The organism is Olivibacter ginsenosidimutans, from assembly GCF_039542865.1.
Lineage (GTDB): Bacteria > Bacteroidota > Bacteroidia > Sphingobacteriales > Sphingobacteriaceae > Olivibacter > Olivibacter ginsenosidimutans.
Genome location: NZ_BAABIQ010000041.1, coordinates 198,954 through 224,179 on the forward strand (window position 1 = coordinate 198,954; position 25,226 = coordinate 224,179).

Below are 25,226 nucleotides of genomic sequence, written 5' to 3' on the forward strand. Positions count from 1 at the left end.
AGACCTGGAGGAGTTTACCTTAAAAGCTGGAGTGATTGCCTCCACCGCCGGAGTAACGTTCTTAAATAATGGAATGATCACCCTAAGCTCAGAAAAATACTTTAAATTTCGTAATTTGCTACTTTTATTTTAATAACTTTACCCATAAAGCGATGAAATTTGGTCAGGTAGAAAATCCAGCGTTAGTAGACTTTAAGTTGCCGAAGACACCTTATGCTACAATAGAATTGTTGAAGAAATCGAAAAAAAGGAAGGCTTTTGAGGTATATGTTGGTTGCGCAAAATGGAACAAGCAAGATTTAAAAGGTTTCTATCCCCGTGGAACTAAGGATGAGTTGACGTATTACGCTACGCAATTTAATGCTATTGAACTGAATGCAACTTTTTATAATTCACCTAGTAAAGATCAGGTATCGTCATGGAGAGAGAAAACACCTGCTGACTTTAAATTTTTTCCTAAGCTTCCTAACCAAATTAGCCATTTTAGACGATTGCTAAATGCTAAAGAGCCGACTATTGCTTTTTGCGATGCCATTAGTCTCTTTGAAGAAAAATTAGGCATGGCCTTTCTTCAACTACACGACAATTTTAAACCAGATCAGTTTGATCGTTTGGTGAGCTATTTGGCTGATTTTTCAAAAGAAATCCCGCTTGCCGTTGAAGTTAGAAATAAAGAATGGTTTTCGGATGAACAAATTTTGGCACAGTATACAGCACTATTGGAAAAAGAGCGATTTGCCAATGTAATTGTCGATACTGCTGGAAGAAGAGATATGCTTCATATGCGATTGACTACTCCACAAGCATTTATACGTTATGTAGGGGCTAATCATCCCAGTGATTATCAACGATTGGATGATTGGCTGGAAAAAATTATAGAATGGAGAGATGCAGGTTTACACTCGCTGTATTTCTTCGTACACCAGAATGTAGAGCAGGAATCGCCGCTTCTCTCTGCTTATTTTATCGAAAAGTTGAATCAGGCGTTTGATTTGAATTTAAAGATTCCGAGAGGTAATGGTTCAGAGGGGCAACGTGAATTGAAATTGTAGTAAATATACAATATTTAAAGCCTTTTGTTTAACTCGTCTTGTAATTGGCGATTTAATTTTTGCTCACGTTCTATCGCTCTTTTACGATGTTGTTCGAATTCTGCACGAACTTCTTCCAGTGTTTTTTGGGCGTCAGCAGTAAGTTTGTGATTTTGTCTAAAACGATAAATATAAAAAACTAAAACGACAAGCAGTAAGCTTATTACACACCAAACCAAGGTATTATAGCTTCCTTTTGATAGGTAGAAACCCAAAAAACGAAAACTTTCGTTTCGTTCTTTGGCCATTTTTAGTTCCTTCTTGATATTTGTTAAACTGTCTTGTAAGGAGGTAACTGCCGTATCGTGGGTAGTTAAGGTAGTATTTACATGAGTTAGTTTAGATTGTATTTCCTGCAATGAATCAGCAACGTTACTTTTTAGCTTTTCTAAATAGATCTTCTTTACTACTTTATAATCTTGGTAGTTGTTTGAAGTACTCATGATGAAATCGAATTGACTAGAGATGGCGCCATTAATTAAATCATTCTTACTGGGTATTGATGTTTTAGATTTAGGTAATTGCTCTTGTACACTACTAACTTGCGCATTACTAGTAAAAGATAAAGAGAGTAATAATATGATAGGCGAAATTTTTAATTTTTGCATAGGAGATAAAAGTTGCGACTAATATTACTCGCAAACATAGATAAAATGCTTTTCAATTACAATGAGCTTATCTTCTAATCGTATTTGCTCCGTTTGATGTTGTAAGAGGCAATAATGAAGGGCCAAGGATATAAAATAAATTGTTAAGGATGAAAAGTTTAAGATTGTTGCAGCGGAATAGTGAAAAAATATTTTGCAATATTACGTAACAACTCTATATTTGCAGTCCCCAAAGGAGAAGAATAAATTCCCGAAAGGAAAGGAGGCTTAGCTCAGCTGGTTCAGAGCATCTGCCTTACAAGCAGAGGGTCACTGGTTCGAATCCAGTAGCCTCCACTATAAATTGTCTTTGTATGATCAAGCAATGAAGCTTAATAACTTTTTTGGTAGTGATCAGTTTCGAAAAATTAAAGGAGGCTTAGCTCAGCTGGTTCAGAGCATCTGCCTTACAAGCAGAGGGTCACTGGTTCGAATCCAGTAGCCTCCACTTCACTGGGCAAGTCAGATAATTCTGAACTTGTCCAGTTTTTTTTTGTAGCTAACCGTTGTTTATCAGTATTATATCCTCGGCGATTTCGTTCAACCTTGTGGTTCGATGTTCAAAACCGTCAAACATCAGATTTTGGGGATACCTCTAACCAATGATCCTGCGCTTTACCGAAATATCCCCTTTATGGCTATCGGAAAGCTTAATCAAGTTCGATATTGCCCCATTGAGTAGCTGGCCAACACTGCGGGAAGTCTGCAAAATATCCAGCAGTTTTTTTTCAAAGGAGGTAATCTTCTTTTCGCACTTCGATTTTACGGCATGAAAATCCGCGCTGTCAAAGTCACCGGACAAAAATGAATCACGTGCAAGGTCAATCTTTTCGCTCAACGCCTTGATCTGGTTCATCGCTTGCTTTTGGTTGAACTCCCCGTATTACCGACAGTGCCGTTAAACGGTTGGTGCAAATGGCAATGGTACCGAACAAGGAGGTATTCCAGCACCTGCAAAGCGGCAGGATGAAGAATTGTCCACCACGTTTAACAATATGGTCAGTTCGGTACTGGATTACCATTTCACAAGTGACACACAACAGGATGCCACCACCAAAGACACATTGTATCGTGCTTATAATGCGGTGACCGGCTAATGCTGTTGATCGTGTTGCTTAGCCATGCCAATGGTTGGTCGCCTCAAACGCTTATCTTTGTGTATATTAAAATACAGAAAAGTGAAAAACTACTTATTCCTTGCAGCGGCTATTTATTCTAGGTGAGGACATAAAACGTTATACTTCGGAAAACGAATTTATAATACAGCCCCGTGCATTAGTAGTCGGTCAGATCAAGGAACCATTCATTATTGAAACCATAGGCTATGTCCACTGTTTCGCTGCCCGCTTTTACCCTTTTGGGTTTGCCAACTTCGTAACTACCCCCATAAAAAACCTGGCAGACAAAGAAACCCTCATAGCACAACTGTTCGGAGAGAAGGACGCCAAAGAACTGGAGCAGAAAATCATTCGGGCAACGGATACTAAAGAGCGGATAGAGATCATTGAAAATTTTCTTTTGGGTAAATTTAAAAGCCAAAGTACCATTGACAGCATTGTGAAACTAACCGATGACACCATATTGGCAACAAAGCGCATCACTTCAATAAATGCTATACTGAAGTAAGACTTACCAAGAGGCCAGCTCCAAAAAAATATTCGGCGACATTTGTGGGATAAGTCTAAGCAGCAGTTCAAGCCACATATTTACTTGAATGGTTCCCCTTTTCCAGATTCATTTGACGAATCTGTCGTGTATTATCACGGCGGAACGACTATAGCAATAGAAGCGGGATTATTGAGTAAACAAGAAGTCAAATCTGCTTACTTACGGATGAAAGAGCATGTGCAGCGGGCCCGGGCATCGACAATTGGTCTTACCTTATATCCACCTTATCCCGCTGGTACATTTAAAAATAAAGGTATGGGGCCATATGCTTACCAAAATGGAGGGGATTGGACTTGGTTTGGTGGACGTATGGTGATACAGCTAATTCGCTATCGTTTGCTAGAAGAAGCTAAAGAGGCACTCGAACCGATGTTAGATCGAGTCCTCAAAAACAATGGATTTTATGAATGGTATACGCCAGATAACCGTCCACAAGGATCTTCAAGTTTTCGAGGAGAAGCTGGTGTTTTATGGTCTGCTATCACTGCTTTACAACAAGAAATGACTAAATAAATAGTTAAAATGCCGTTTTACAGGAAAACGTAACAAATAACTTGCATTCATAGTTGTTGTACGTGCGGTTTAAAATGTACTTTTGTTGAGATAAAGATTTATCCTCCAACATAATTCATTAAAAACCGAAATGAAGGCGATTGTTTTTTTTTATGCTACGTTACATAGGGCCACCAAACTTTTGATCATCTTATGTACCCTAGTATGCTTTGGTGCCTGTAAGGGCAAAAAAGCGGCAAATTTTGATCAAGACATAAAAAAAATTAACCATGTAGTGGTTATTTACATGGAGAACCATAGCTTTGATAATCTGTATGGTGAATTTGAAGGAGCGGATGGGATTTCTAATGCTTCTGATTCGGCTATTATCCAGCTGGATGATCAAGATAAACCCTTTACGTTCTTGCCTGAAATTCCAAGATCAAGTGTTTTCCCTGTAAACCTGCCCAATCACTATTTTAATATTGACCAGTATGTTCCTTCGGATCAGGAAATACCCGACGTCACACATCGTTATTATCAGGAAATTATGCAGATTAATGGGGGCAAAATGAACAAATTTGCTTTCTACAATCATACTAAAGGCCTAGCTATGGGGCATTATAAAACGGAGTTGTTGCCATTAGTGAATTTAGCCAAAGAATACACGTTATGCGATCGCTTTTTTCATAGTGCCTTTGGTAGTTCTTTCTTGAACCATCAATGGCTAATTGCGGCTGCAACACCTATTTTTCCAAATGCTCCAGCGATGCATCTGGCTAAGGTTGATTCTACCGGGCGCATGATCTCAGACGGAACCTATACTCCCGAAGGTTACGCCGTAAACACCGCATATTCGGTTAACGCACCGCATCCGAAAGGAATGGATTCCACGGCGTTAATGCCCAACCAAAAAAATCCAACAATTGGTGATCGACTAAGTGAGAAGAATATTTCTTGGGCTTGGTATTCAGGAGGATGGGATGATGCTTTGGCCGGTAATCCGGATGGAACATTTCAATATCACCACCAACCATTTATTTATTATGCCAGTTTTGCCGATGGAACAAAGGCTAAAAAAGATCATTTGAAAGATGAACAGGAGTTTCTTGCTGCTGCTCGGAAAGGAACACTGCCGGCCGTGTCCTTTGTAAAACCATTGGGTATCAACAATGAGCATCCAGGCTATTCGGATGTTTATCATGGGGAAAAGCATGCCCTGGAATTAGTGAATGCGGTGCTTAACGGACCAAACAGTAAAGACGCCCTTGTTATCGTAACCTACGATGAAAATGGTGGTTTTTGGGATCATGTGGCTCCACCGGTGGTTGATAAATGGGGGCCAGGTTCACGCATACCGGCCATTATTATCTCACCTTTTGCCAAAAAAGGTTTTGTTGATCATACGCAATACGAAACCGTCAGTATCCTGGCATTTATCGAAAAAAGATGGGGGTTAAAGCCCTTGACTGATCGTGATAAAAATGCCAATCCGTTGCGTAATGCATTTGAATTTTGATTTGAAGAAATCGTTTATCCGAAATACGGGTGTTTTGAAGCGATCAACGAGAAGATGTTGTTGGTGTGTCGCGTGCGTAGTGATATATTGGTTTTGTTCGTGTGAACAAGCTAAGGAAAGTCGCGAACAAATTATCGAACGCGAAGTCCTTTCCCAAGTCGAGCACTTTACTGCGCTCGTCGAACATCAATTTATTCCGGCTGTTCAAGGCGCTGCGAATCAGGATGAATTACAAAAGCTATTTCTGGAATTAAGGTTCAACTATAAAAGCATGGAATGGGCGGTTGAATATTTCACTGGATCGACGTCCCGTTTTGTGAATGGCCCGCCAGTGGAAGAAATTAGTCTAACGGGCTTATACGTTTTCCAGCCTGAAGGCTTACAGGTAATGGAAGACCTGTTGTTTCCTACCTACGATAAACAAAACCGCCAGGCACTTCTACATTACAGTCAGCTTTTGCTAGAAAAATGTGATGCTTATCGTGCTTATTTTGCCAATATTCCAATAGCCGATTGGCAAGTATTAGATGCCGCCAAACAAGAGGTATTCCGGATATTGACGCTGGGTATTACCGGATTTGATAATCCACTTACCTTACGAAGTATGGAGGAATCAGCGATTTGTTTAGAGCGTCTGAACCTGGTGTTGAAACCTTATATGGAAGAAGCGAAGACAGATAGTCTTCGCAATCTAATTTCATCGGGAGCCCAATACCTCCGTAAGCATCCGGATTTTAACAGTTTTGACAGGGCTTATTTTATACGTAACTATGGAAATCCAATGACGGCAAGCCTTACCGACTTAGCGGAAAAATTATCTATTCGGTTTATCCAGTATAATCGTCTTTTGCGGCAAGATGCACGAACATTATTTGATAAACGAGCTTTTGATGTAAATGCATATACTCCAGGCGTAGGTTACCGGGTGACAGAAAAGAGAAAGGAGCTTGGAAAAAAGTTATTTTTCGACCCCGTATTGTCGGATGGCCATGGTAGAAGTTGCGCTTCCTGCCACCAGCCAGATAAAGCGTTTACGGACGGATTGGTAAAAAATACAATCCTAGATCATCCGAAACCTTTACTGAGAAATACACCAACATTGTTAAATGCGGCTTTACAACCCATGCAGTTTTATGATCTCCGGGCGCTATCTTTGGAAGATCAGGTAAGCGATGTGGTTCATAATAATGATGAAATGCATGGTTCTTTGCGTAAGGCAGCTCAAATCCTTTGGCTAGACACTACCTATCGTCGCTCGTTTACGGTAGCCTATCCCAAGAAACAGCGAAAAAGCATCGATACCTTGGAAATCGTCAATGCTATAAGCTCCTATATTCGTGGTCTAAGTGAGCTTAATAGCCGTTTTGATCAATATATGCGGGGGAATACTCATGCAATGCAACCGCAGGAAATTGAAGGATTTAATTTATTTATGGGAAAAGCAAAATGTGCAACTTGCCATTTTATGCCCTTGTTTAATGGGGCGGTTCCACCAAAGTTTTACACAATGGATGCTGAAGTAATCGGCGTGCCGCAAACGGCAGATGCTAAAGTCATAGATCCCGATTTGGGAAGATATAAAATAATGCCGTTTGAATCGCTCCGGCATGCCTTTAAAACAGTGACCGTTCGCAATGTTTCTAAAACTGCACCGTATATGCATAATGGTATTTTTAAGACATTAGATGAGGTTATTGATTTTTATAATAATGGTGGGGGAGAAGGTATGGGCATTACCGTAGCAAATCAAACCTTATCACCAGATAGCTTACATCTGACCAAAGAGGAAATTAATCAATTGAAGGCTTTCATGAATAGCCTTGATAATAATGGACAACGATGATAAAAAAATATGCTGTACTGTTTTGTATATAAAGTGAGTGTTTTAATGTACAAGTAAGCTGCTCTGTACCTAATAATAGGTGAAAAAGGACGTTTTTGAAGGGATATCTACATACGATATCAAAAAAGATTACGGTTTAATTTTGATTTATCATTCGTTTGTCATACTTTTAGAATACCAATTGTAAACCTAAGGTGTAAAAAGAGTAGCCTCCATTATAAAGGCTACTCTCTTTTTTTATTGGCACAAAGTTTGTAGTATATATCATGAAGTAAGTTATATACTTCACATAAAAAAGTCTTTTCATAATTTAGGTTTATAATTGGTTAGGTAAAAGCCTTGATGCTCATCATCAAGGCTTTTTTATGAATCTATAAAATAGACGCTTAATAAGGGCACAACAAACACCCAACGACGGTTATACATCATCCAACAACTTCCTTTTCACGTCCTGTGTATGCATAACAAACACCTTACAACAGGTAATAGCCACCTAAAAATAGGCCTATCCAAAACCCTATTCAACGAAAAGCGTATTTAACTTTTGAACATAATCCAATAACATTATATTCTTATAATTGAGAAGTTATTTCAGGAGACAAGGGTTTAACTGCAGAACGGTATCGGTGGATAAGGTTCCCCTGCTCATCGATTAAAAATTTTTCAAAGTTCCATTTAATATCTCCTGTGAAATCAGGATTTTTCGCTTGCGTTAAATAGCTAAAGAGAGGATTAATATCGTCACCTTTTACGCTACTTTTTTCTGCTAGTAAAAAAGTGACACCATAGTTAGCCTCGCAAAAACTTTTGATATCGTCATTACTACCAGGTTCTTGCGATCCGAAATTGTTGGCAGGAAAGCCGATCACCACCAATTTATCGCCAAATTTTTTGGAGAGTTCTTCCAGTTCTTTATACTGTGGTGTAAAACCGCATTTGGAGGCGGTATTTACCAGCAATAGTTTTTTTCCTTTAAATTGACTTAAGTGAATGGCTTTTCCGTCAATTGATGTAAATGAAAATTGATAGATATTGTTTGCTGGTGGGATAAGGAATGTGCTCATGAGCAGTATTAAAAGCGTTTTCATGATTTTATTTATTAACAGTTTCTCGTTCGATCACAAAGTTAAATAACTCTTCGATAGGTTGTTGGATGATTTTTCCGATTTGCACGGCATATTGCTTACAAACGATACGTAGTTGCTCGCTAAAATAATAGGCTATAGAGCCAACGAAATGGAATAAATGCTCTTGATAATTAGGAAATAACAAGATGTTCGTTTTGACAAATTCTTCAAAGCCACGGTGCAAAAGGCCCGTTATATAAGGATGGTTTTGATTACTCTCCATAAATGGAGCAAAAGAAGCTAGATAAGTATTGGGAGAGTTTCGTTGGTATACATTTTTAATAACAATTTCTTTGTTAATTCGGTACGTCGCTTCAAATTTATGCGCTAACTCGTCCGGAAGTGATCCGTATAAAAAAGCCGTTACTAACTTTTTGCCAAACCAGGCACCAGAACCTTCATCGCCCAAAACAAAGCCTAGGCCCTGTTTTGTAGGTTGTACTTGCTCCCCATCAAAAAAAGTGACGTTCGATCCAGTACCCAATACGGCGGTGTATCCACTATCATTACCACACGTGGCGTATGCTGAACCAATGAGGTCCGTTTCAACGGAAATAAAGGCTCGAGTAAATAGTTGGGACAATGCGTTAGAAACCAATTCCCGTCTGTCTGGATTGGTACATCCGGATCCGAAAAAATAAAGTTCAGTGACTAGATCAGTGTAAGGTGTAATTTCCGTTATATTTTGTACAATTTTTACGATTTCTTTTTCTGTAATAAAAAACGGATTTAATCCTCTCGTCCGAAACATCAGCGGTTCGGTATCGGGAAGTGCTAACATCCAATCCGATTTATAGGATCCACTGTCCACAACTAGTATCATAATTTTATTTAAATTTACGACTACCGGAATTTTACCTAAAAACGGGAAATATTTCACATCATATCGAGTGAAGTTCCTTTATTCGTCATATCGAACGTAATTCTTTTGCTCGTTAGCCCTAGCGTAGCCGAGGGGATCTGTTTATGGAATAGATTCCTCAACTATGGTCGGGATGACGCTTCTACTGCGATCGCGATGACGTGTTCAAGTCTTTTGGATAATTTAACCAATTTTATTCCGTCTATACAAACTTAACGATTATTGCAATGATATACAATCTCCTTATCCTTAATTCAAAGTAAGTGATCCGGAAATTTGTTTTAATCCAATTTCCGCCATTTTTGCTTCATATTGGGCATTACTAAAGCGAACACTGGCATCCACATAATTTCGTTGCGCCTCTCTAAACTCAAGCGGCGTAATACTTCCTAATTTATACTTATCGAGGGTAATATCCATATTTTGTTTAGCAATTAACTGATTGCTTTTTTCTTTTTTTACGAGTTCTAAGTTGACCAAATATGTTTGGTAGGCTGCGGAAAGCTGTGAAAGAATGGCTTGATTTGTTTTCTCTAAATTGATGCTGGCATTTTCTATAGCTAACTCGGCATTTTTCTCATTTCTTTTTTGCAGGAAACCATTAAATATATTTAACGAGGCAGATGCACCATAGCTGAAACCATTACCGCTATTTTTTGTAGCAAAACCCAGTTCTGCAGTCGTTCTACTTTTCGTATAGGCAGAATTAACACTGATCGTTGGATACCGCTGTCCCTTAACTTCTTTAAGGCTTAGCTGAGCGATTCGCCTATTAATCAATGCTACTTGTAAATCCGGGTTATGCTGTAAGGCAAGATTGATCAAATGATCGTATTTAAGATTGCTTTCGATATCAATACTATCGGAAACATCAAAAACCGTATTCACGTCACGAGCCAGTATTTCATTCAATTTGATCTTGGTATTCCCAAACAATACGCTTTGCCGCATAAGGTTCGTGGTATCTGTATTTAGGTCTACTTTGGAAGCCAATACCTCTAATTTTGAAGCCCTGCCGATTTGATAACGATTTTCGGCCATTTCAAGTCTATATTTCGATAAATCAAGGGCTGTGCTCAACGCAGTAAGTTGTTGCTTTTGTTGAACTAAATCAAAATATTGACTAACGACATCGAAAACAGTAGCTAATATTGCTTGCTTTAAATTGGTTTCTCCCAATTTTTGTAGCTCCTGGAGTCGATCATAACGAGCAAACATTTGAAAGCCGTCAAATATGGTCCAGTTAAGATTAGCACCATAGGCTAAAGAGGTGTTTTTAGCCCCTTTTAACGAACGTGTTTCACCGCTGAGTAACGTTTGTGTAGTATTTTGTATGGCTGCTGACGTAGAGGCATCGCCCGTTATTTGGGGTAACATACCCGCATTGGCAATATTGGCATTGTTTTCAGCTACCGTTACGTCGTTACTTACCAAGCGAATGTCATAATTTTGCTTAAGGGCAATAGCAATGGCATCTTCTAAGGTAAGCGTTTCCTGAGAAAATACGGAATGCGGTATATGGATCAGGGCAATAATAAATAGGAAAAATAATTTCTTCATAAATAAAACTAGAATTTATACCGTTGGTAGCGTATTTTGCTGTTCTTCTTTTGCTACGGTTTCTGCTGCTTTCAGATCTTCATTTACTTTGTGCGCACGTGACCATAGCGCATAGACTGCAGGGATAACAAATAAGGTGAGAATAAGGGCAAAGATGGTTCCTCCCACAATGACCACACCCATACCGACTCTACTGGTTGCAGCGGCTCCTAAAGCAAGGGCAATAGGAAGAGCTCCTAAGGCTATGGCAAAACTGGTCATTAATATAGGGCGTAAACGAGCTTCAGATGCATGTAAGATCGCTTCCCCTACGGTTTTTCCTTCTTCTTTTAACTGGTTAGCAAACTCCACAATTAAAATACCATTTTTCGTAACTAAACCAATGAGCATAATGGTTCCAATTTGGCTAAATATGTTCCAACTTTGACCGGTAATCCAAAGCGATAGCATTGCTCCTGCAACAGCCATAGGCACGGTTAATATAATGATAAAGGGATCTAAAAAACTTTCAAATTGTGCCGCGAGGATGAGATAAACTAAGAGAAGGGCCAAGCTAAAGGCAAATAAGGTATTCGAACCACTTTCTTTGAAATCCCGGGATTCTCCTCCTAAGTCTGTCGAGAAACTCTCATCTAAAACCTTAGCAGCTATCTTATCCATGGCATCAATGCCTTCTCCCAAGCTTACTCCTGGTGCTAAACCAGCAGAGACGGTAGCCGACATGAAGCGGTTGTTATGATAAAGCTGTGGTGGACTGGATTGCTCTTCTATACTCACTACATTATCGAGTTGAATAAGTTTGCCGTCACTACTTCTGACAAAAATAGCTGCTAAATCGACCGGTGAGCTTCTATCAATATCATCAAATTGACCAATGACCTGATACTGCTTCCCATTCATAATGAAATAAGCAAAACGTTGTCCGCTAAGCGATAATTGTAGTGTTTGGGCAACATCCAATACCGACACGCCTAAACTTTGTGCTTTATCCCGGTCAATACTGATATTTAGTTCCGGTCGATTAAACTTGAGGTCAATATCGACGATGGAAAAGGCTGGATCACTGTTCGCTTCGTTCATAAATTCCGGAATTTTTTCGCGAAGCTTTTCAAAGGTAGGGGCCTGTATAATATATTGTATGGGAAGTCCGCCGCGCCGATTTACAGAAATAGTGGGCTCTTGGGAAACAAAGGTACGGGCATCGGTGTATTTTCTAGTTTGCTTGGTTAAGGCTTCCGCAATTTTCTCCTGAGATCGTTCGCGTTTGTCTGGTTGAACCAAAGAAAGTCGCATCCGGCCACTGTTGATCGATGCTGAGCCAAAGCCGGGAGAGGTCATGACCAAATTGACTGTTTTTTCAGGAACAGAATCGTTTATCAATTGGGTCAGTTCATTCATAAAACGACTCATGTATTCGTAAGAACTTCCCTCTGGACCAGTAACATTAACGCGGATTAAACTGCGATCTTCATAAGGTGCAGTTTCCTTTTTGAGGTGCCCCCAAAAAAAGACAATAAGGCCTAAACAAAGAATAAGTATCGGAAAGCTTGCCCATTTGTATCGTAAAAAGACGGCCAAGATTTTACCATAACCCGTTGTCATTTTTTCAAAATAAGGTTCCGTGAGCTCGTAAAAACGGGAATGCTTAGGGCCACCTTTTTTCATAAGGTAAGCATTAAGCATTGGTGTTAAGGTTAACGAAACAAATGCTGATATCAATACTGCAGAAGAAATAACGACCCCAAATTCCCGGAATAATCTTCCAACGAACCCTTCTAGAAACATGACCGGTAAAAAAACAGCGGCTAAGGTAATCGAAATAGAAATGACCGCGAAGAAAATTTCGTTAGAGCCCTTTATTGCTGCCTCTATTGGGCTCATACCTTCTTCAACTTTTTTATAAATATTTTCCGTAACAACAATACCGTCATCCACTACTAAACCGGTTGCCAATACAATCGCTAATAAGGTCAACACATTGATGGAAAAACCTAAAATGTACATAATAAAGAAGGTCGCGATCAGCGATACGGGAATGTCGATTAATGGACGAAAAGCGATACCCCAATTTCTAAAAAAAAGATAGATAATCAATATCACTAAAACAAGTGCAATACCTATGGTTTCAGCTACTTCTGTTACTGATTTTTTAATGAACAGTGTATTATCCAGCGCTACTCCAAGTTGGATGTCACTGGGTATTTCATTCTTAATTTGTTCCACCCGCTTATATAAGGCATCGGCAATTTCGATATAGTTGGTTCCCGGTTGCGGAATGATGGCTAAACCAACCATCGGTACCCCCGATTCGGTCATGCTCGTTTCTAGATTCTCTGGTCCTAAAACGGCTTTTCCGATATCGCTAAACCGTATGATGCGATTACCATCCGTTTTAACGATCAGATTGTTGAAATCATTCTCTGTGGTTAAATTGCCTACCGTTTTTACTGTTAATTCTGTGTTTGCCCCGGTAATTTTACCAGAAGGAAGTTCGACATTTTGTAAGGTAAGGGCATTACGTACGTCAAGTGGTGTCAATCCGTAAGCGGCTAAACGCATGGGGTCAATCCACATCCGCATGGCGTAGCGCTTCTGCCCCCAAATTTGCACGGTACTTACTCCGGGCAGCGTCTGCAAACGCTGGGCGATCACATTTTCTGCAATATCATTTAAGTCTAATTCGTTACGGGCATCACTTCGAACCGTTAAGGTAATAATAGGCTCAGAATCGGCATCTGCTTTTGATACAACAGGAGGAGCATCAATATCTTCTGGTAAGCTGCGTAAAGCCTGCGAGACCTTGTCGCGCACGTCATTGGCCGCTTCTTCCAAATCTTTACCTAAAATGAATTCAATGTTAATGCTACTGGAACCTTGATTGCTGGTGGATGAAATATTCCGGATACCATCTATTTGATTAATGGATTTTTCCAAAGGCTCGGTAATTTGGGATTCAATAATATCCGGATTGGCCCCTGCATAGTTCGTACGTACAGAGACGATGGGAGGATCAATAGAAGGAAATTCCCTTATACCAAGAAAGGTATATCCAATAACACCAAATAGAATCAGTAGAAGGTTCATGACAATGGTCAGAACCGGACGCTTTATACTAATGGTTGATATACTCATGATCTACGGATTTATACTGACATGGACAGACATTCCATCTTTTAAAGACATAATGCCCGAAGTAAGCACCGTGTCACCCATTTTAATGCCACTATTTACCAGAATATCGGTACTTGTTCGGCTATCAGTTTCAATAGGTACGGCAGATGCTTTACCATTCTTATATACAAACACCTGCTTACCGTCCTGTACAGGGATAACAGCTTCAGTAGGAATAAGAATGGCTTCTTTAATCATATTGATGGGTAATTCTACACGTGCAAAAGAACCAGGATACAATTCACCACTGTCATTTGCTGCTAAAGCTCTTATTTGTATCGTGCGGGTAATGGCATCTATACCGGGTTCTATAGCGTAAATTTTGGCACTGTAATGTTTATTAGAACCACTTACCATAAAGCTAAGGGGTTGGCCTTCTTTAATTTGTGCAGTATATTTCTCTGGAATAGAAAATGATATTTTGACAGGGTTTGTGCTTACTAAATTCGCTACTACCGTAGTAGGAGTTAAATACTCGCCGGCAGAAACGGATCGTAAACCTATTTTACCACTAAAAGGGGCCCGCACTTTAGTTTTGGCAATTTGCGCCTCAACTAATTGTGTCTGTGCCTTGGCAGATTGTAAATCCGCATAGGCGACATCATTTTCTTGCGTACTAATGGCTTCTTTCTCTAACAATAGTGCCGCCCTTCGTGCATTGTCTTCAGCTAATTTTTCCTCTGTTTGTTTTTGAAGTAACTGTGCCTGAAGTTCGGTGTCGTCTATATTAAATAAGATTTGTCCCTTTTGAACATAAGAGCCTTCTTGAAAATATAAATTGCGAATAATACCTGAAACTTCGCTTCTGATTTGTACTTGTTCATTAGGTTCAATACTGCCCGAGGCCGTGAGTGTATTGGCGAAATTCTTTGGCTTAACAACGATGGCTTTTACTTCCATTGGCCCCCCCTTTGGAGCTTCTGTAGGGGCCTCAATTTTATTTTCTTTTTTCTTTGAAAATTTATAAGAGGCAAAAGCAACGACGCCAATTAGAATAATTAAGTAAATGTATTTTCTCTTCATTCAGGAATAAATTACAATGTTTTAGTATCGTTTTTATACAAGTGTATTGGGTAGTTGAGCTGACGAATGCATTCATATTACAAAGGTTAAAGATAGCACTATTTCATGAAGTGTTTTGCAACATTATTGATGCCATATCACACCCAATGCTATTAAACCGATCTTTCGTTTGAATGGGTTCGCTGTTAAACTGGAATTTTAACACGAAGCTATTTGAAGTAAAAGGAATGTAAAAGCTTGTTTATAAACGAGAGGTTGTCTAAGTTTGCAACCTGATTTCCTGCTCCATGAATAAATTATTTGTTAAACTTTTCACCTGCTTTTTATTGATGTCAAACACTATGCTAGCACATACCTCTTCCGAAGCTCCAATAAGATTTGAAGTTTCTTTTAAAGAACCACAAGCACATTATGTGGAGGTTAAAATGGATATAGTAGGGGTTAAAGGTGATTATATGGATGTTAAAATGCCTGTTTGGGCTCCTGGATCCTATTTAATACGTGAATTTTCAAAGAACGTAGAAGGCTTTGTTGCATCTGATGCTGAAGAAAAACCGTTAAACAGTAAAAAGGTAAGCAAAAATACTTGGAGGGTTTTTGCTAAGGGTGCAAAGAATGTACAAATACGGTATCGTGTGTATGCTTTCGAGGTATCGGTTAGAACCAGTTTTGTTGATGCCGCCCATGCCTTTCTATCTCCTACCGGAATCTTCATGTTTGTAGATGGACAATTAAATCGATCTGCACAAGTGACCATACATCCTTATCAGGGCTGGAATAAGGTATCTACCGGATTAGAGCTGGCCGCAGATAAAGCATTTACATATGTCGCACCCGATTTTGATGTATTATTTGATTCACCCATCGAAGTTGGGAATCAGGATATTTTTACGTTTACCGCTGTGGGTGTATTGCATGAAGTGGCGATGGTTGGTGGAGGTAATTATGATAAGGAAAAATTAAGTAGGGATATGGCTACGATAGTCGAACAAGCAACCGCTATATATGGTGAAAATCCTAATAAACGGTACGTATTTATTGTACATAACTACCAATCAGGTGGAGGAGGTTTGGAACACCTAAATTCTACTGTTTTAGGGGCTTCGCGATTTGCTTATGGCACAGCAAGCGGATACCGCTCCTTTCTTAGTTTAGTAGCGCATGAGTACTTCCATCTATGGAATATTAAACGATTGAGACCGGAGGCTTTAGGTCCCTTTGACTATGATCAGGAAAATTATACCACCGATCTGTGGATTGGTGAGGGATTTACGGCTTATTATGATAATTTATTGGTTAAGCGTGCTGGGTTGAATTCGGAGGAAGGCTATCTACAAGACTTGGCCAGTGATATTGCCGCTGTAGAAAATCGACCAGGTAATCATGTACAGTCGTTGAGTGAATCGAGCTTTGACGCTTGGATTAAATATTATCGTCCAGACGAAAATTCGATGAATAGTATGGTGTCTTACTATAATAAAGGTGCCTTGATGGCTTTGTTAATAGATCTTAAAATACGTCATGCATCGAAAGGAACAAAGAGTTTAGATGAGGTTATGCGAGAGGCCTATCGTATTTTTTATAAGGAGAAAAAAGAGGGCTATAGCGATCAAGCGTTTAAGGAATTGGCAGAAAAGGTGTCTGGAGTGGTATTAGATGATATTTATGCCTGGGTGAATACCGCTAATTCACCGGATTATGAAACGTATTTGAATAAGGTAGGTTTAACCCTCACTAACTTGAACGAGGGTTACGTTATTCCGGATATAGGTATAAAAACGACCACTGGTGAAGGTAAATTGCTCATTCAACAGGTCGTTCGTGGAAGCGGCGCATGGAATGGAGGAATTAACGTTAAGGATGAATTGATAGCCATTAATGGTTATCGGATAGAGACAAGTGGCAAAGAGTTAGACCGTATACTGCAATCCAGTGAAATAGGGGATAAGTTAAACGTATTGGTCGCTAGGGATGGGGTATTAAAAGAACTAACGATTGAAGTCGGCGCAAACAATAATGGTAAATATGTTATAGAACCCTTATCAAATGCCACAAAAGAACAGCAAGCCTGGAAGGAAAACTGGCTTGCTGCAAAATAATGATCTTAAAAAGCAAATCGGATAGATAGGCCAAATCCAGCAAAATCCACACCGGTATTATCTGGCGCGAATCTCATTTCGGGTTTCCAATCCAGCGATAAGTCGATAGGGGCGCCATCAATTTTATAATCTAGTCCCAATGCACCATCTATGCTAAATGCGGCACCACTATTGTCTGTTACTTTATTTTTATATGTTCCAATACCTGCACCACCACCATAATACCATTGTAAACCCGGAGCACTCTCGATAGGATTGTGGATTTCATATAGACCTACAAATTTAAACGTAGAGTACTTGCTGTTAGAGCGGAAATTTAAAATAACATCAAGTGCACGTTGATCTTGTAAAAAGGTTTTGAAGGTTATTCCGTTCGCAACACCAAATCGCCCGCCAATGGCGCTTTTATAATCGTGTCCATCTGTTGCCTGCGCATTTACCTTCAATGTAATCAAAGAAAAAGTTAGGGCACATAATACTGTAAACAGTAGTTTTTTCATACAATAAGAAATCTTAAATTAAAAAATTTATGGGTATGTCCTGAATAATCAGGGCCCAAAGTTAAGCTTTTTTGCTAGCTAAGTTCACTTATAAGAACAATTTTTAGTTGATTTTATTGTCTCGCTAATCACGGATCAACTGTTTTTTATGACATTTTAGATAAATTTTCCAATAATCATTAAGATGGATACATCAGTATGTAAATTTTATAGACATAGGCTTTTTGCTAACAAAATATTTCTTCTCTTAAAAACACATCGCCAACACTTTTTTGTTTATCTTTAAAGAAGTCAGTTAACATACCGGAGGCTCCATGTAGCACTAGAGATGTAATGCTGAATAGAAAGAAAATGGCCTAGCTATAGAAGGTTCCATTAGCTTAGCTAGGGGGAAATAAACCGATGCTGTTATGGCGGATATTATACGTGTTTTTGACTTATTGCCTCATTATAAGTCGACATATAAACAGAAAACCATGGTCGTGGGAAAAGTCGACGGAAACTGGAAGGCCCTTGAAACAGAAGATTGCTTACGTATTGTTGATAACCTAAGCAGGGGGCTTATCGACCTTGGAATAAAAAAGGGTGATAAAATCGCTATCATGTCTGGTAATAGACCCGAATGGAATTTTCTTGATTTTGCCGTGAGTCAAATCGGTGCTGCTACCGTACCTTTATACCCAACGTTATCTGACCATGACTTAAATTATATTTTGGAGGATGCCGATATTAAAATCGCCTTTGTTGGAACAGCTGATTTGTATGAAAAAATTAAAAATGTTCTGCAACAAAAGCATCCAGATGCACCGGTTTATAGCTTTAGTAAAGTGTCCAAGGTAAAACATTGGGAGGAAATCGAAAAAAACGGAGCTTCCTTATCAATTGATCTGGAAAATTATCGTCATGCGGTTACTGCCGATGATTTGTTAACCTTAATCTATACTTCTGGAACGACAGGAAACCCGAAAGGCGTGTTTCTTTCACACCGAAATTTGATAACGAATTTTACCGATTGCGCGCATTTGTTGCCTGACAACTATAAAACGGCCATTAGCTTTTTACCGTTATCGCATATTTTTGAACGAATGGTTATCTATCTTTATTTCTATAAAGGCGTTACCATTTATTATGCAGAGAATATGGATATGATCGTAGATGATATCAATGCTGTTAAACCTAATGGTTTTACAACTGTACCTCGCGTATTAGAAAAGATCTATGATAAAATCGTTGAAAAAGGGAAATCGCTTAGTGGACTGAAAAAGGGAATATTTTTTTGGGCATTGCAAGTAGGACTTAGGTTTAAAGAGCCAGAGCGACAGACCCTCTTTTATCGATTAAAGCTGTTGCTTGCCCGTATATTGGTTTTCAAACAATGGCAAGCGGCCCTTGGTGGAAATATTGTTGGTATTATTAGCGGTGGTGCGGCTTTACAAGAACGATTGTCCCGTGTATTTTGGGCTGCGGGTATTCCGGTCCTGGAAGGATACGGTTTGACTGAAACATCTCCTGTGATTGCCGTAAATAGCTTTGAACCCAGAGGATTGAGATTTGGATCGGTAGGTAAAGTATTAAAATCAGTGAAGGTTAAAATAGCAGCGGATGGCGAAGTTTTATGCAAAGGACCAAGTGTTACAAAGGGATATTATAAAAACGAAAAGGCTACAGCTGAAGCTTTTGATAACGACGGATACCTTAAGACAGGTGATATTGGAGAATTGTCTGCTGACGGTTTTTTACGGATTACCGACCGAAAAAAGGAAATGTTCAAAACGGCAGGAGGGAAGTATGTCGCACCACAACCCATTGAAAATAAATTAATGGAATCAACACTAATTGCTCAGGTAATGGTCATTGGCGAAGGAAAAAGATTTCCTGCGGCATTAATCGTCCCTTCTTTTGAAGAGCTCAAAAAGTGGGCGAAAAGAAAAGGCATGCCTCAGGTTGCTCCGAATGATTTGGTTAAAAAACAGGAAGTACAGCACAAATACCAACAGATCCTAGATCAGGCTAATACCAATTTTGGACACTGGGAGCAGATAAAGAAATTTGCATTATTGACAGACGAATGGAGTATTGACGGTGGAGAGCTAACACCTAAATTAAGTTTGAAACGAAAGGTAATATTGGAAAAAAATAAAAATCGTATAGAAGAAATCTATGGCAAAGAAGAGGATTCTGCCGAAGACAATCAGCAAGAAACAAAAAAGTAATCTTTTAATGGTTCTCCTTCTAATTGTCCTTACTTCGTTCGCTTAATTGCTTTATTGGCTCTAGCAGTTGCAATATCGAGCTTGTATTGATACCAACGCTCTTTAAAGATTTTACGCATGGTATTATCAAAATGTCTGGTAATAACCAAATTCCTAAATCCTCTCCATTTATCCATGCGTTTAGAAGGTAACGCCCGTACACTAATGGAATACCCCTCTGTTACATATTGAATGTAATGCCAATAACCCGAAGGCATCAACAGTGTTTCTCCAGGATGTATCTCGGCCTCATAACCATTTAGGTATTGAAGTGCTGGGTATTTTTCGTAATCTGGATGTTTTAAATTGGCTATACTATGGAAGTTATAGGGTAATTTATACATCAAATCAGATTGGTCTAGAGGGAATAGCCAAATCCGTTTAATTCCTTTATATTGCGTGATAAAGACATGAGACATGTCAATATCAAAGTGATTTCGTGTACTTGAACCTTCACCACCAAAAAATAAAAAGGGTAACCATTTTAAGACTTTTCCTCCAGTCAAATCATTATAGACAATATCGTGGTTAAGTTCAGGCTTAAGTTTCATTAAGTTAAACAGAAAAATTCTAAGATCGGTCGGTTCCCGTTCAATCAAATCTAAATATTCAGAGAATTTCATTCGAGTAACCGGAGCACTTTTTGCACGATCATTAGACGTATCTTCTTTGCCATATAGGTCAATTACATGCTCTCCAGCGATCTGCTTAAAATAATCGTAATTCCATTTGCTAAAAGCTGGACTATCCCTACGCACAAAATCTTCCAAAATAACCGGAACGCCTTTATTAAAATACTGTTCAAGGAACTCCTCGGAGCTCAAGCCTGAACGTCTATCGGTCTTCTTTAGTTGCACTGCTATATAGGTTATCTACACGTCTAGATGCAAACTTAAAAATTCTTTTTCAAACTTAGTAAATTCTCACGCGGTAATGTGTCTTTTATGGTATATACCGGACAAATGTATTTAAAAAGAATCTTTTTTAGATCTTATCGCAATGTAAATCTGCACATCAGCATATGCCGTTTTATGGAAGAGCAAGATTTCGGCAAAATTAGAAAATACTTGTTTGCTATGAATTTTACTGCTAGATTTGGTATGCAAGCATAATAACTTATGGCTCAAGATAATACGATCGATTATTATTTGAAAACTACTTGGCAATCAATGGCTAATAAATATAACCAGTTGGCGGCTAAGCACGGATTTACACAAGCAACGGGTTATGTACTCATTAATATTAGAAAGGAAGGAACTCCGGTAACGCAAATTGCCAGCTTATTGGGAGTGAAGTCAACGAGCTTATCCCGTATGTTGAGTGGGATGGAGCAACAAGGACTTATCTATCGGAAAGAAGATGCGCAAGATCGGCGTTCTGTACGCGTCTTTTTGACCGAAGAAGGTCAGCAAAAACGGGAAGTTGCTAAGCATATGGTACGTACGTTTAATAGCTATCTCGATCAGCATATGAGGGCGTCGGACCGTCAAAAATTGATCGATACCTTAAAACGTTTGAATGAGCTAACTGTTAAATATACATCGGACGATGAGGAAATGGATTAAACCGTAATCATTATGATCAATAAAAACATAAAAAAGGTAGCCGTATTAGGGTCTGGTGTGATGGGGTCACGTATTGCTTGCCATTTTGCTAATATAGGTGTTCAGGTATTGCTGTTGGATATTGTGCCGAAAGAATTAACAGTAGAAGAGCAAGCTAAAGGGATAACGGAACAAGACCAGTCGTTTAAAAACCGCATAGTCAACCAATCGCTTGGTACAACCATAAGGACCAATCCATCTCCTGTGTTCAGTAAACAAAGCTTAAAAAATATTACTACGGGAAATTTTGACGATAATATGAAAGATATTGCGGCAGTAGACTGGATTATCGAAGCGGTAGTAGAACGATTGGATATTAAAAAACAGGTTTTTGATCAAGTAGAACAACATCGGCAACAAGGAACCTTAATCACTTCCAACACTTCAGGCATACCTATTCATCTGATGGCGGAAGGGCGGAGTGACGATTTTAAACGTCATTTTTGTGGTACACACTTCTTCAATCCGCCACGATACTTGAAGTTATTGGAAATTATACCTACCAGCTATACGGATAAAGCTATTGTTGATTTTTTAATGCATTATGGGGATTTATTTCTAGGAAAGACAACTGTTCATTGTAAAGATACACCAGCTTTTATCGGCAATAGAATTGGTGTCTATTCTATGCTGGTCGTTGCCCACTTGTTGGAGCAACTAGACCTAACTATAGAAGAGGTTGATAAATTTACGGGGCCAGCTATGGGCCACCCGAAGTCTGCTACTTTTAGAACGTCTGATGTCGTTGGTTTAGATACGATGGTTAATGTGGCAAAAGGCCTTTATGAGCAGGTGCCTAATGATGAAGCGCGGGAGCTTTTTAAGCTACCAAACTACATCAATAAATTGGTGGAGAACAAATGGCTCGGTGAGAAAACAAAACAAGGCTTCTATAAAAAAGTAAAAGACGAAAAAGGCCATAGCGAGATATTGGTGCTCGATTTGCCTTCCATGCGTTATCGAAAACAACAAAAAGTGAAATCAACAACACTGGAAGAAACAAAAAGTATCGATAACCTGACGGAGCGAATGAAAGTTTACGCTCATGGGAAGGATAAAGCAGCTACCCTCTTCCGCGCTATGCACTATCCGTTATTTGAATACATATCAAAACGAGTACCCGAAATAACGGATGATTTTTTTCGTATAGATGATGCGATGCGTGCCGGTTTTGGATGGGAACTCGGGCCTTTTCAGATTTGGGATGCACTTGGAGTACAAGAAACCATAGAAAAAATGAAGACGGAGGAGAAGCGGTTACCAGGACAGTCTGGAGAAGTGGCTTCTTGGGTATCCGAAATGCTTGCCGCAGGGCATACAAGCTTTTATAAAATTGAAGACGGAAAACGAAAGTATTACGATATTACCAGTAAATCCTACAAAGACATTCCCGGAACAGCCTCTTTTATTGTACTAGATGATATTCGAGCAACGCACACCCTATGGAAAAATGACGGCGTTTCCATTATAGATTTGGGCGATGGTGTTATCAATGCGGAGATGCATACCAAAATGAATACGATTGATGCAGCCGTTATTGAAGGGATAAATAAAGCTATTGATTTGGCCGAACAGCAGTATAAAGCCTTGATTATTGGAAATGATGGCCCCAATTTTTCAGCCGGCGCTAATCTTGGAATGATTTTTACGATGGCTGTTGAGGAGAAGTATGACGAATTAAATCATGCGGTTAAGTTATTTCAGGATACGTCCATGCGTATTCGATATGCTCGTATTCCCGTTGTAGTCGCTCCTTTTAACCTTACCTTAGGCGGTGGATGCGAATTTTCGATGCACGCTGATTTTGTGCAGCTGCATGCAGAAACCTATATGGGATTGGTCGAATTTGGCGTTGGTGTGATTCCCGGAGGAGGGGGAACAAAAGAATTTACACAAAGGGCTTCTGATGCGTATCGCGAAGACCAGATTGTCCAAAATGTATTAAAAGAGCGATTTTTAACTATAGGTCAAGCTAAAGTGAGTACTTCAGCGGTGGAAGCCTTTGAGTTAGGGTATATGCAGAAAGGGAAATACGCTATTACGATGAACCGCAGTAGATTGCTGGCCGACGCAAAGAGGAAGGCTTTAGCATTAGCCGATGCAGGCTATACCCCGCCTAGTCCTAGAAAGGATATTACCGTGTTAGGTAAACAAGGGTTAGGCATCGTTTATGTTGGAGCCAATTCGATGAAATCGGGTAATTATATCAGTGCGTACGATCAAGAGTTGTCTGAAAAATTAGGTTGGGTGATGTGCGGAGGAGATGTATCAGCACCTACAAAAGTATCAGAAGCGTATTTATTGCAATTAGAACGTCAAACCTTTGTGTCATTGGTGAGCCAGAAAAAGACGCTAGAACGGATTCAGCATATGCTGACAACAGGAAAGCCGTTGAGAAATTAGAATGAATAGTAAGAAAGATTTTATATATAAGGATTATATAAATATGCGTAATCAATGGATGGTCACGATGTCTAAGTACTAAGTACTTAATACTAAATACTACAAGCATGGAAGCATACATTATAGCCGGTTACCGATCTGCAGTAGGAAAAGCACCTAGAGGAGGCTTTAGATTTTCACGTGCAGATGATTTAGCTGCAACAGTGATTAAACATGTAATCAGTACAGTGCCTAGTCTGGACCCATCCGAAATTGATGATGTTATCGTAGGAAACGCAACACCAGAAGCTGAACAAGGTTTGAACATCGGCCGACTGATTTCATTGATGGCATTAGATACGGATAAGGTGGCAGGAGTGACGGTTAATCGTTACTGTGCATCGGGTTTAGAAACGATTGCCACGGCTGTGGCAAAAATAAGAGCTGGAATGGCTGATGTTATTATCGCTGGAGGGGTAGAGGTGATGTCTGGTATGCCTATGGGGGGCTGGAAAATTGTTCCTAACCCTGACATAGCCCGGCAGCACCCTGATTGGTATTGGAATATGGGGCTTACCGCGGAAGCAGTTGCTCATGAATTTAAGGTAAGTCGTGAGGATATGGATACTTTCGCATTGCAATCACATCAAAAAGCAATGGCAGCTATTAAAGCCGGTCGTTTTAAGAAAGATATCGTACCCATTACGGTAAAAGAACAATACATTGAAGAGGATCAACTGAGGGTTCGGGAGTATGTTGTGGATACAGATGAAGGGCCAAGAGCGGATACGAGCTTAGAGGCCCTAGGAAAGTTAAAACCGGTTTTTGCCGCTGGAGGTAGCATTACTGCGGGAAACTCTTCACAAACTTCCGATGGAGCTGCTTTTGTTTTGGTTGTGTCCGAACGAAAGTTAAAAACCCTGAATATCACTCCCATTGCTCGATTGGTAAGCTTTAGTGTGGCTGGTGTTCCACCAAGGATTATGGGGATTGGTCCTGTAGATGCTATTCCAAAGGCATTGAAACAGGCAGGTTTGAAGCAAGACGATCTCAGTCTAATTGAATTAAATGAGGCTTTTGCCTCCCAATCATTGGCCGTCATCCGAGCCTTAGACTTAAATACCGATAAGCTAAATGTAAACGGTGGCGCAATAGCCTTAGGGCACCCATTGGGGTGTACTGGAGCAAAATTAACCGTGCAATTGTTAAATGAATTGGAAAGGCGACATCAAAAATTTGGAATGGTAACCATGTGCGTAGGTACAGGGCAAGGGGCGGCCGGAATATTTGAACGATTGTAAATGGACTTAAATAGAAATGTAAAGAAGTTTTAAATTTGTCAAAAATCAAACAAAGGGTTTCCTAAATAGATTTTTTTATATTAGG

At 39.5% G+C, this 25,226-nt stretch carries 19 protein-coding genes and 2 tRNA genes; 12 read left to right on the forward strand and 9 right to left on the reverse strand.

The annotated features are described in order from the left end of the window. The first annotated feature begins 152 nt into the window (after positions 1-152). Positions 153-1,052 (forward strand): DUF72 domain-containing protein, encoded by a 900-nt coding sequence (locus ABD930_RS16610; protein ID WP_345233203.1) that lies wholly within the window; start codon positions 153-155, stop codon positions 1,050-1,052. A 14-nt stretch (positions 1,053-1,066) separates the two neighbouring features. Here ABD930_RS16610 and ABD930_RS16615 read toward each other — a convergent pair whose 3' ends face one another. Further along, positions 1,067-1,699: a hypothetical protein gene (locus ABD930_RS16615; protein ID WP_345233205.1), complete on the reverse strand. Its 633-nt coding sequence runs from the start codon at positions 1,697-1,699 to the stop codon at positions 1,067-1,069. Between the two features lie 261 nt (positions 1,700-1,960). Between ABD930_RS16615 and ABD930_RS16620 the strand changes: the two genes are divergently transcribed. Both ABD930_RS16620 and ABD930_RS16625 read left to right on the forward strand, forming a co-directional pair. Beyond that, a tRNA-Val gene (locus ABD930_RS16620) sits at positions 1,961-2,035 on the forward strand. Between the two features lie 76 nt (positions 2,036-2,111). Next, positions 2,112-2,186 (forward strand) — tRNA-Val (locus tag ABD930_RS16625). Between the two features lie 147 nt (positions 2,187-2,333). On the opposite strand, the gene ABD930_RS16630 is transcribed toward ABD930_RS16625, so the two are convergent. Then, positions 2,334-2,594: a hypothetical protein gene (locus tag ABD930_RS16630; RefSeq protein ID WP_345233206.1), complete on the reverse strand. Its 261-nt coding sequence runs from the start codon at positions 2,592-2,594 to the stop codon at positions 2,334-2,336. A 341-nt stretch (positions 2,595-2,935) separates the two neighbouring features. Between ABD930_RS16630 and ABD930_RS16635 the strand changes: the two genes are divergently transcribed. The 4 genes from ABD930_RS16635 to ABD930_RS16650 all read left to right on the forward strand — a co-directional run bounded on the left by ABD930_RS16635 (position 2,936) and on the right by ABD930_RS16650 (position 7,260). Beyond that, on the forward strand, positions 2,936-3,364 hold the full coding sequence (locus ABD930_RS16635; protein ID WP_345233208.1) for a DUF6597 domain-containing transcriptional factor: 429 nt from the start codon (positions 2,936-2,938) through the stop codon (positions 3,362-3,364). A gap of 42 nt (positions 3,365-3,406) precedes the next feature. Then, on the forward strand, positions 3,407-3,919 hold the full coding sequence (locus tag ABD930_RS16640; RefSeq protein ID WP_345233210.1) for a glucosidase family protein: 513 nt from the start codon (positions 3,407-3,409) through the stop codon (positions 3,917-3,919). A gap of 130 nt (positions 3,920-4,049) precedes the next feature. Then, positions 4,050-5,417, forward strand: a complete 1,368-nt coding sequence (locus ABD930_RS16645; RefSeq protein WP_345233213.1) for an alkaline phosphatase family protein — start codon at positions 4,050-4,052, stop codon at positions 5,415-5,417. Next, positions 5,401-7,260 (forward strand): cytochrome-c peroxidase, encoded by a 1,860-nt coding sequence (locus ABD930_RS16650; protein WP_345233215.1) that lies wholly within the window; start codon positions 5,401-5,403, stop codon positions 7,258-7,260. The genes ABD930_RS16645 and ABD930_RS16650 overlap by 17 nt, the downstream gene beginning before the upstream one ends. 572 nt (positions 7,261-7,832) lie before the next feature. On the opposite strand, the gene ABD930_RS16655 is transcribed toward ABD930_RS16650, so the two are convergent. The 5 genes from ABD930_RS16655 to ABD930_RS16675 form a co-directional block, all read right to left on the reverse strand. Beyond that, positions 7,833-8,348, reverse strand: a complete 516-nt coding sequence (locus tag ABD930_RS16655) for a glutathione peroxidase (RefSeq protein WP_345233217.1) — start codon at positions 8,346-8,348, stop codon at positions 7,833-7,835. 4 nt (positions 8,349-8,352) lie between these two features. After that, positions 8,353-9,210 (reverse strand): N-acetylglucosamine kinase, encoded by an 858-nt coding sequence (locus ABD930_RS16660; RefSeq protein WP_345233220.1) that lies wholly within the window; start codon positions 9,208-9,210, stop codon positions 8,353-8,355. Between the two features lie 288 nt (positions 9,211-9,498). Continuing rightward, positions 9,499-10,809, reverse strand: coding sequence for a TolC family protein (locus ABD930_RS16665; RefSeq protein WP_345233222.1), 1,311 nt, complete (start codon positions 10,807-10,809; stop codon positions 9,499-9,501). 15 nt (positions 10,810-10,824) lie between these two features. After that, positions 10,825-13,941 carry an efflux RND transporter permease subunit gene (locus tag ABD930_RS16670; protein ID WP_345233224.1) on the reverse strand — a complete coding sequence of 1,039 codons (3,117 nt, stop codon included), beginning with the start codon at positions 13,939-13,941 and terminating at the stop codon, positions 10,825-10,827. Positions 13,942-13,944: 3 nt separating this feature from the next. Further along, positions 13,945-15,003 carry an efflux RND transporter periplasmic adaptor subunit gene (locus tag ABD930_RS16675; RefSeq protein ID WP_345233226.1) on the reverse strand — a complete coding sequence of 353 codons (1,059 nt, stop codon included), beginning with the start codon at positions 15,001-15,003 and terminating at the stop codon, positions 13,945-13,947. Between the two features lie 341 nt (positions 15,004-15,344). On the opposite strand from ABD930_RS16675, the gene ABD930_RS16680 reads away from it, so the two are divergent. After that, positions 15,345-17,102: a M61 family metallopeptidase gene (locus ABD930_RS16680; RefSeq protein ID WP_345233228.1), complete on the forward strand. Its 1,758-nt coding sequence runs from the start codon at positions 15,345-15,347 to the stop codon at positions 17,100-17,102. A 5-nt stretch (positions 17,103-17,107) separates the two neighbouring features. On the opposite strand, the gene ABD930_RS16685 is transcribed toward ABD930_RS16680, so the two are convergent. Next, complete coding sequence (locus ABD930_RS16685) at positions 17,108-17,602, reverse strand: hypothetical protein (protein ID WP_345233230.1); 495 nt, start codon at positions 17,600-17,602, stop codon at positions 17,108-17,110. Between the two features lie 410 nt (positions 17,603-18,012). Here ABD930_RS16685 and ABD930_RS16690 point away from each other — a divergent pair, with 410 nt between their 5' ends. Then, positions 18,013-19,815, forward strand: a complete 1,803-nt coding sequence (locus ABD930_RS16690) for an AMP-dependent synthetase/ligase (RefSeq protein ID WP_345233232.1) — start codon at positions 18,013-18,015, stop codon at positions 19,813-19,815. A gap of 29 nt (positions 19,816-19,844) precedes the next feature. Here ABD930_RS16690 and ABD930_RS16695 read toward each other — a convergent pair whose 3' ends face one another. Beyond that, complete coding sequence (locus tag ABD930_RS16695) at positions 19,845-20,711, reverse strand: cupin-like domain-containing protein (RefSeq protein WP_345233234.1); 867 nt, start codon at positions 20,709-20,711, stop codon at positions 19,845-19,847. Positions 20,712-20,972: 261 nt separating this feature from the next. On the opposite strand from ABD930_RS16695, the gene ABD930_RS16700 reads away from it, so the two are divergent. The 3 genes from ABD930_RS16700 to ABD930_RS16710 all read left to right on the forward strand — a co-directional run bounded on the left by ABD930_RS16700 (position 20,973) and on the right by ABD930_RS16710 (position 25,141). After that, a complete protein-coding gene (locus ABD930_RS16700) occupies positions 20,973-21,419 on the forward strand; it encodes a MarR family winged helix-turn-helix transcriptional regulator (protein ID WP_345233238.1) in 447 nt (148 codons plus the stop codon). A gap of 12 nt (positions 21,420-21,431) precedes the next feature. Continuing rightward, a complete protein-coding gene (locus ABD930_RS16705; protein WP_345233240.1) occupies positions 21,432-23,861 on the forward strand; it encodes a 3-hydroxyacyl-CoA dehydrogenase/enoyl-CoA hydratase family protein in 2,430 nt (809 codons plus the stop codon). Between the two features lie 107 nt (positions 23,862-23,968). Further along, complete coding sequence (locus ABD930_RS16710) at positions 23,969-25,141, forward strand: acetyl-CoA C-acyltransferase (RefSeq protein WP_345233242.1); 1,173 nt, start codon at positions 23,969-23,971, stop codon at positions 25,139-25,141. Positions 25,142-25,226: the final 85 nt, after the last annotated feature.

What these genes read in the sequence shown, in the direction of transcription:
- ABD930_RS16685 (WP_345233230.1), bottom strand. Translation starts at nt 17,602, where the DNA reads ATGAAAAAACTACTGTTTACAGTATTATGTGCCCTAACTTTTTCTTTG.
- ABD930_RS16690 (WP_345233232.1), top strand. Translation starts at nt 18,013, where the DNA reads ATGGCGGATATTATACGTGTTTTTGACTTATTGCCTCATTATAAGTCG.
- ABD930_RS16630 (WP_345233206.1), bottom strand. Translation starts at nt 2,594, where the DNA reads ATGAACCAGATCAAGGCGTTGAGCGAAAAGATTGACCTTGCACGTGAT.
- ABD930_RS16700 (WP_345233238.1), top strand. Translation starts at nt 20,973, where the DNA reads ATGGCTCAAGATAATACGATCGATTATTATTTGAAAACTACTTGGCAA.
- ABD930_RS16645 (WP_345233213.1), top strand. Translation starts at nt 4,050, where the DNA reads ATGAAGGCGATTGTTTTTTTTTATGCTACGTTACATAGGGCCACCAAA.
- ABD930_RS16610 (WP_345233203.1), top strand. Translation starts at nt 153, where the DNA reads ATGAAATTTGGTCAGGTAGAAAATCCAGCGTTAGTAGACTTTAAGTTG.
- ABD930_RS16675 (WP_345233226.1), bottom strand. Translation starts at nt 15,003, where the DNA reads ATGAAGAGAAAATACATTTACTTAATTATTCTAATTGGCGTCGTTGCT.
- ABD930_RS16660 (WP_345233220.1), bottom strand. Translation starts at nt 9,210, where the DNA reads ATGATACTAGTTGTGGACAGTGGATCCTATAAATCGGATTGGATGTTA.
- ABD930_RS16655 (WP_345233217.1), bottom strand. Translation starts at nt 8,348, where the DNA reads ATGAAAACGCTTTTAATACTGCTCATGAGCACATTCCTTATCCCACCA.
- ABD930_RS16615 (WP_345233205.1), bottom strand. Translation starts at nt 1,699, where the DNA reads ATGCAAAAATTAAAAATTTCGCCTATCATATTATTACTCTCTTTATCT.
- ABD930_RS16710 (WP_345233242.1), top strand. Translation starts at nt 23,969, where the DNA reads ATGGAAGCATACATTATAGCCGGTTACCGATCTGCAGTAGGAAAAGCA.
- ABD930_RS16705 (WP_345233240.1), top strand. Translation starts at nt 21,432, where the DNA reads ATGATCAATAAAAACATAAAAAAGGTAGCCGTATTAGGGTCTGGTGTG.
- ABD930_RS16680 (WP_345233228.1), top strand. Translation starts at nt 15,345, where the DNA reads ATGCTAGCACATACCTCTTCCGAAGCTCCAATAAGATTTGAAGTTTCT.
- ABD930_RS16665 (WP_345233222.1), bottom strand. Translation starts at nt 10,809, where the DNA reads ATGAAGAAATTATTTTTCCTATTTATTATTGCCCTGATCCATATACCG.
- ABD930_RS16670 (WP_345233224.1), bottom strand. Translation starts at nt 13,941, where the DNA reads ATGAGTATATCAACCATTAGTATAAAGCGTCCGGTTCTGACCATTGTC.
- ABD930_RS16650 (WP_345233215.1), top strand. Translation starts at nt 5,401, where the DNA reads ATGCATTTGAATTTTGATTTGAAGAAATCGTTTATCCGAAATACGGGT.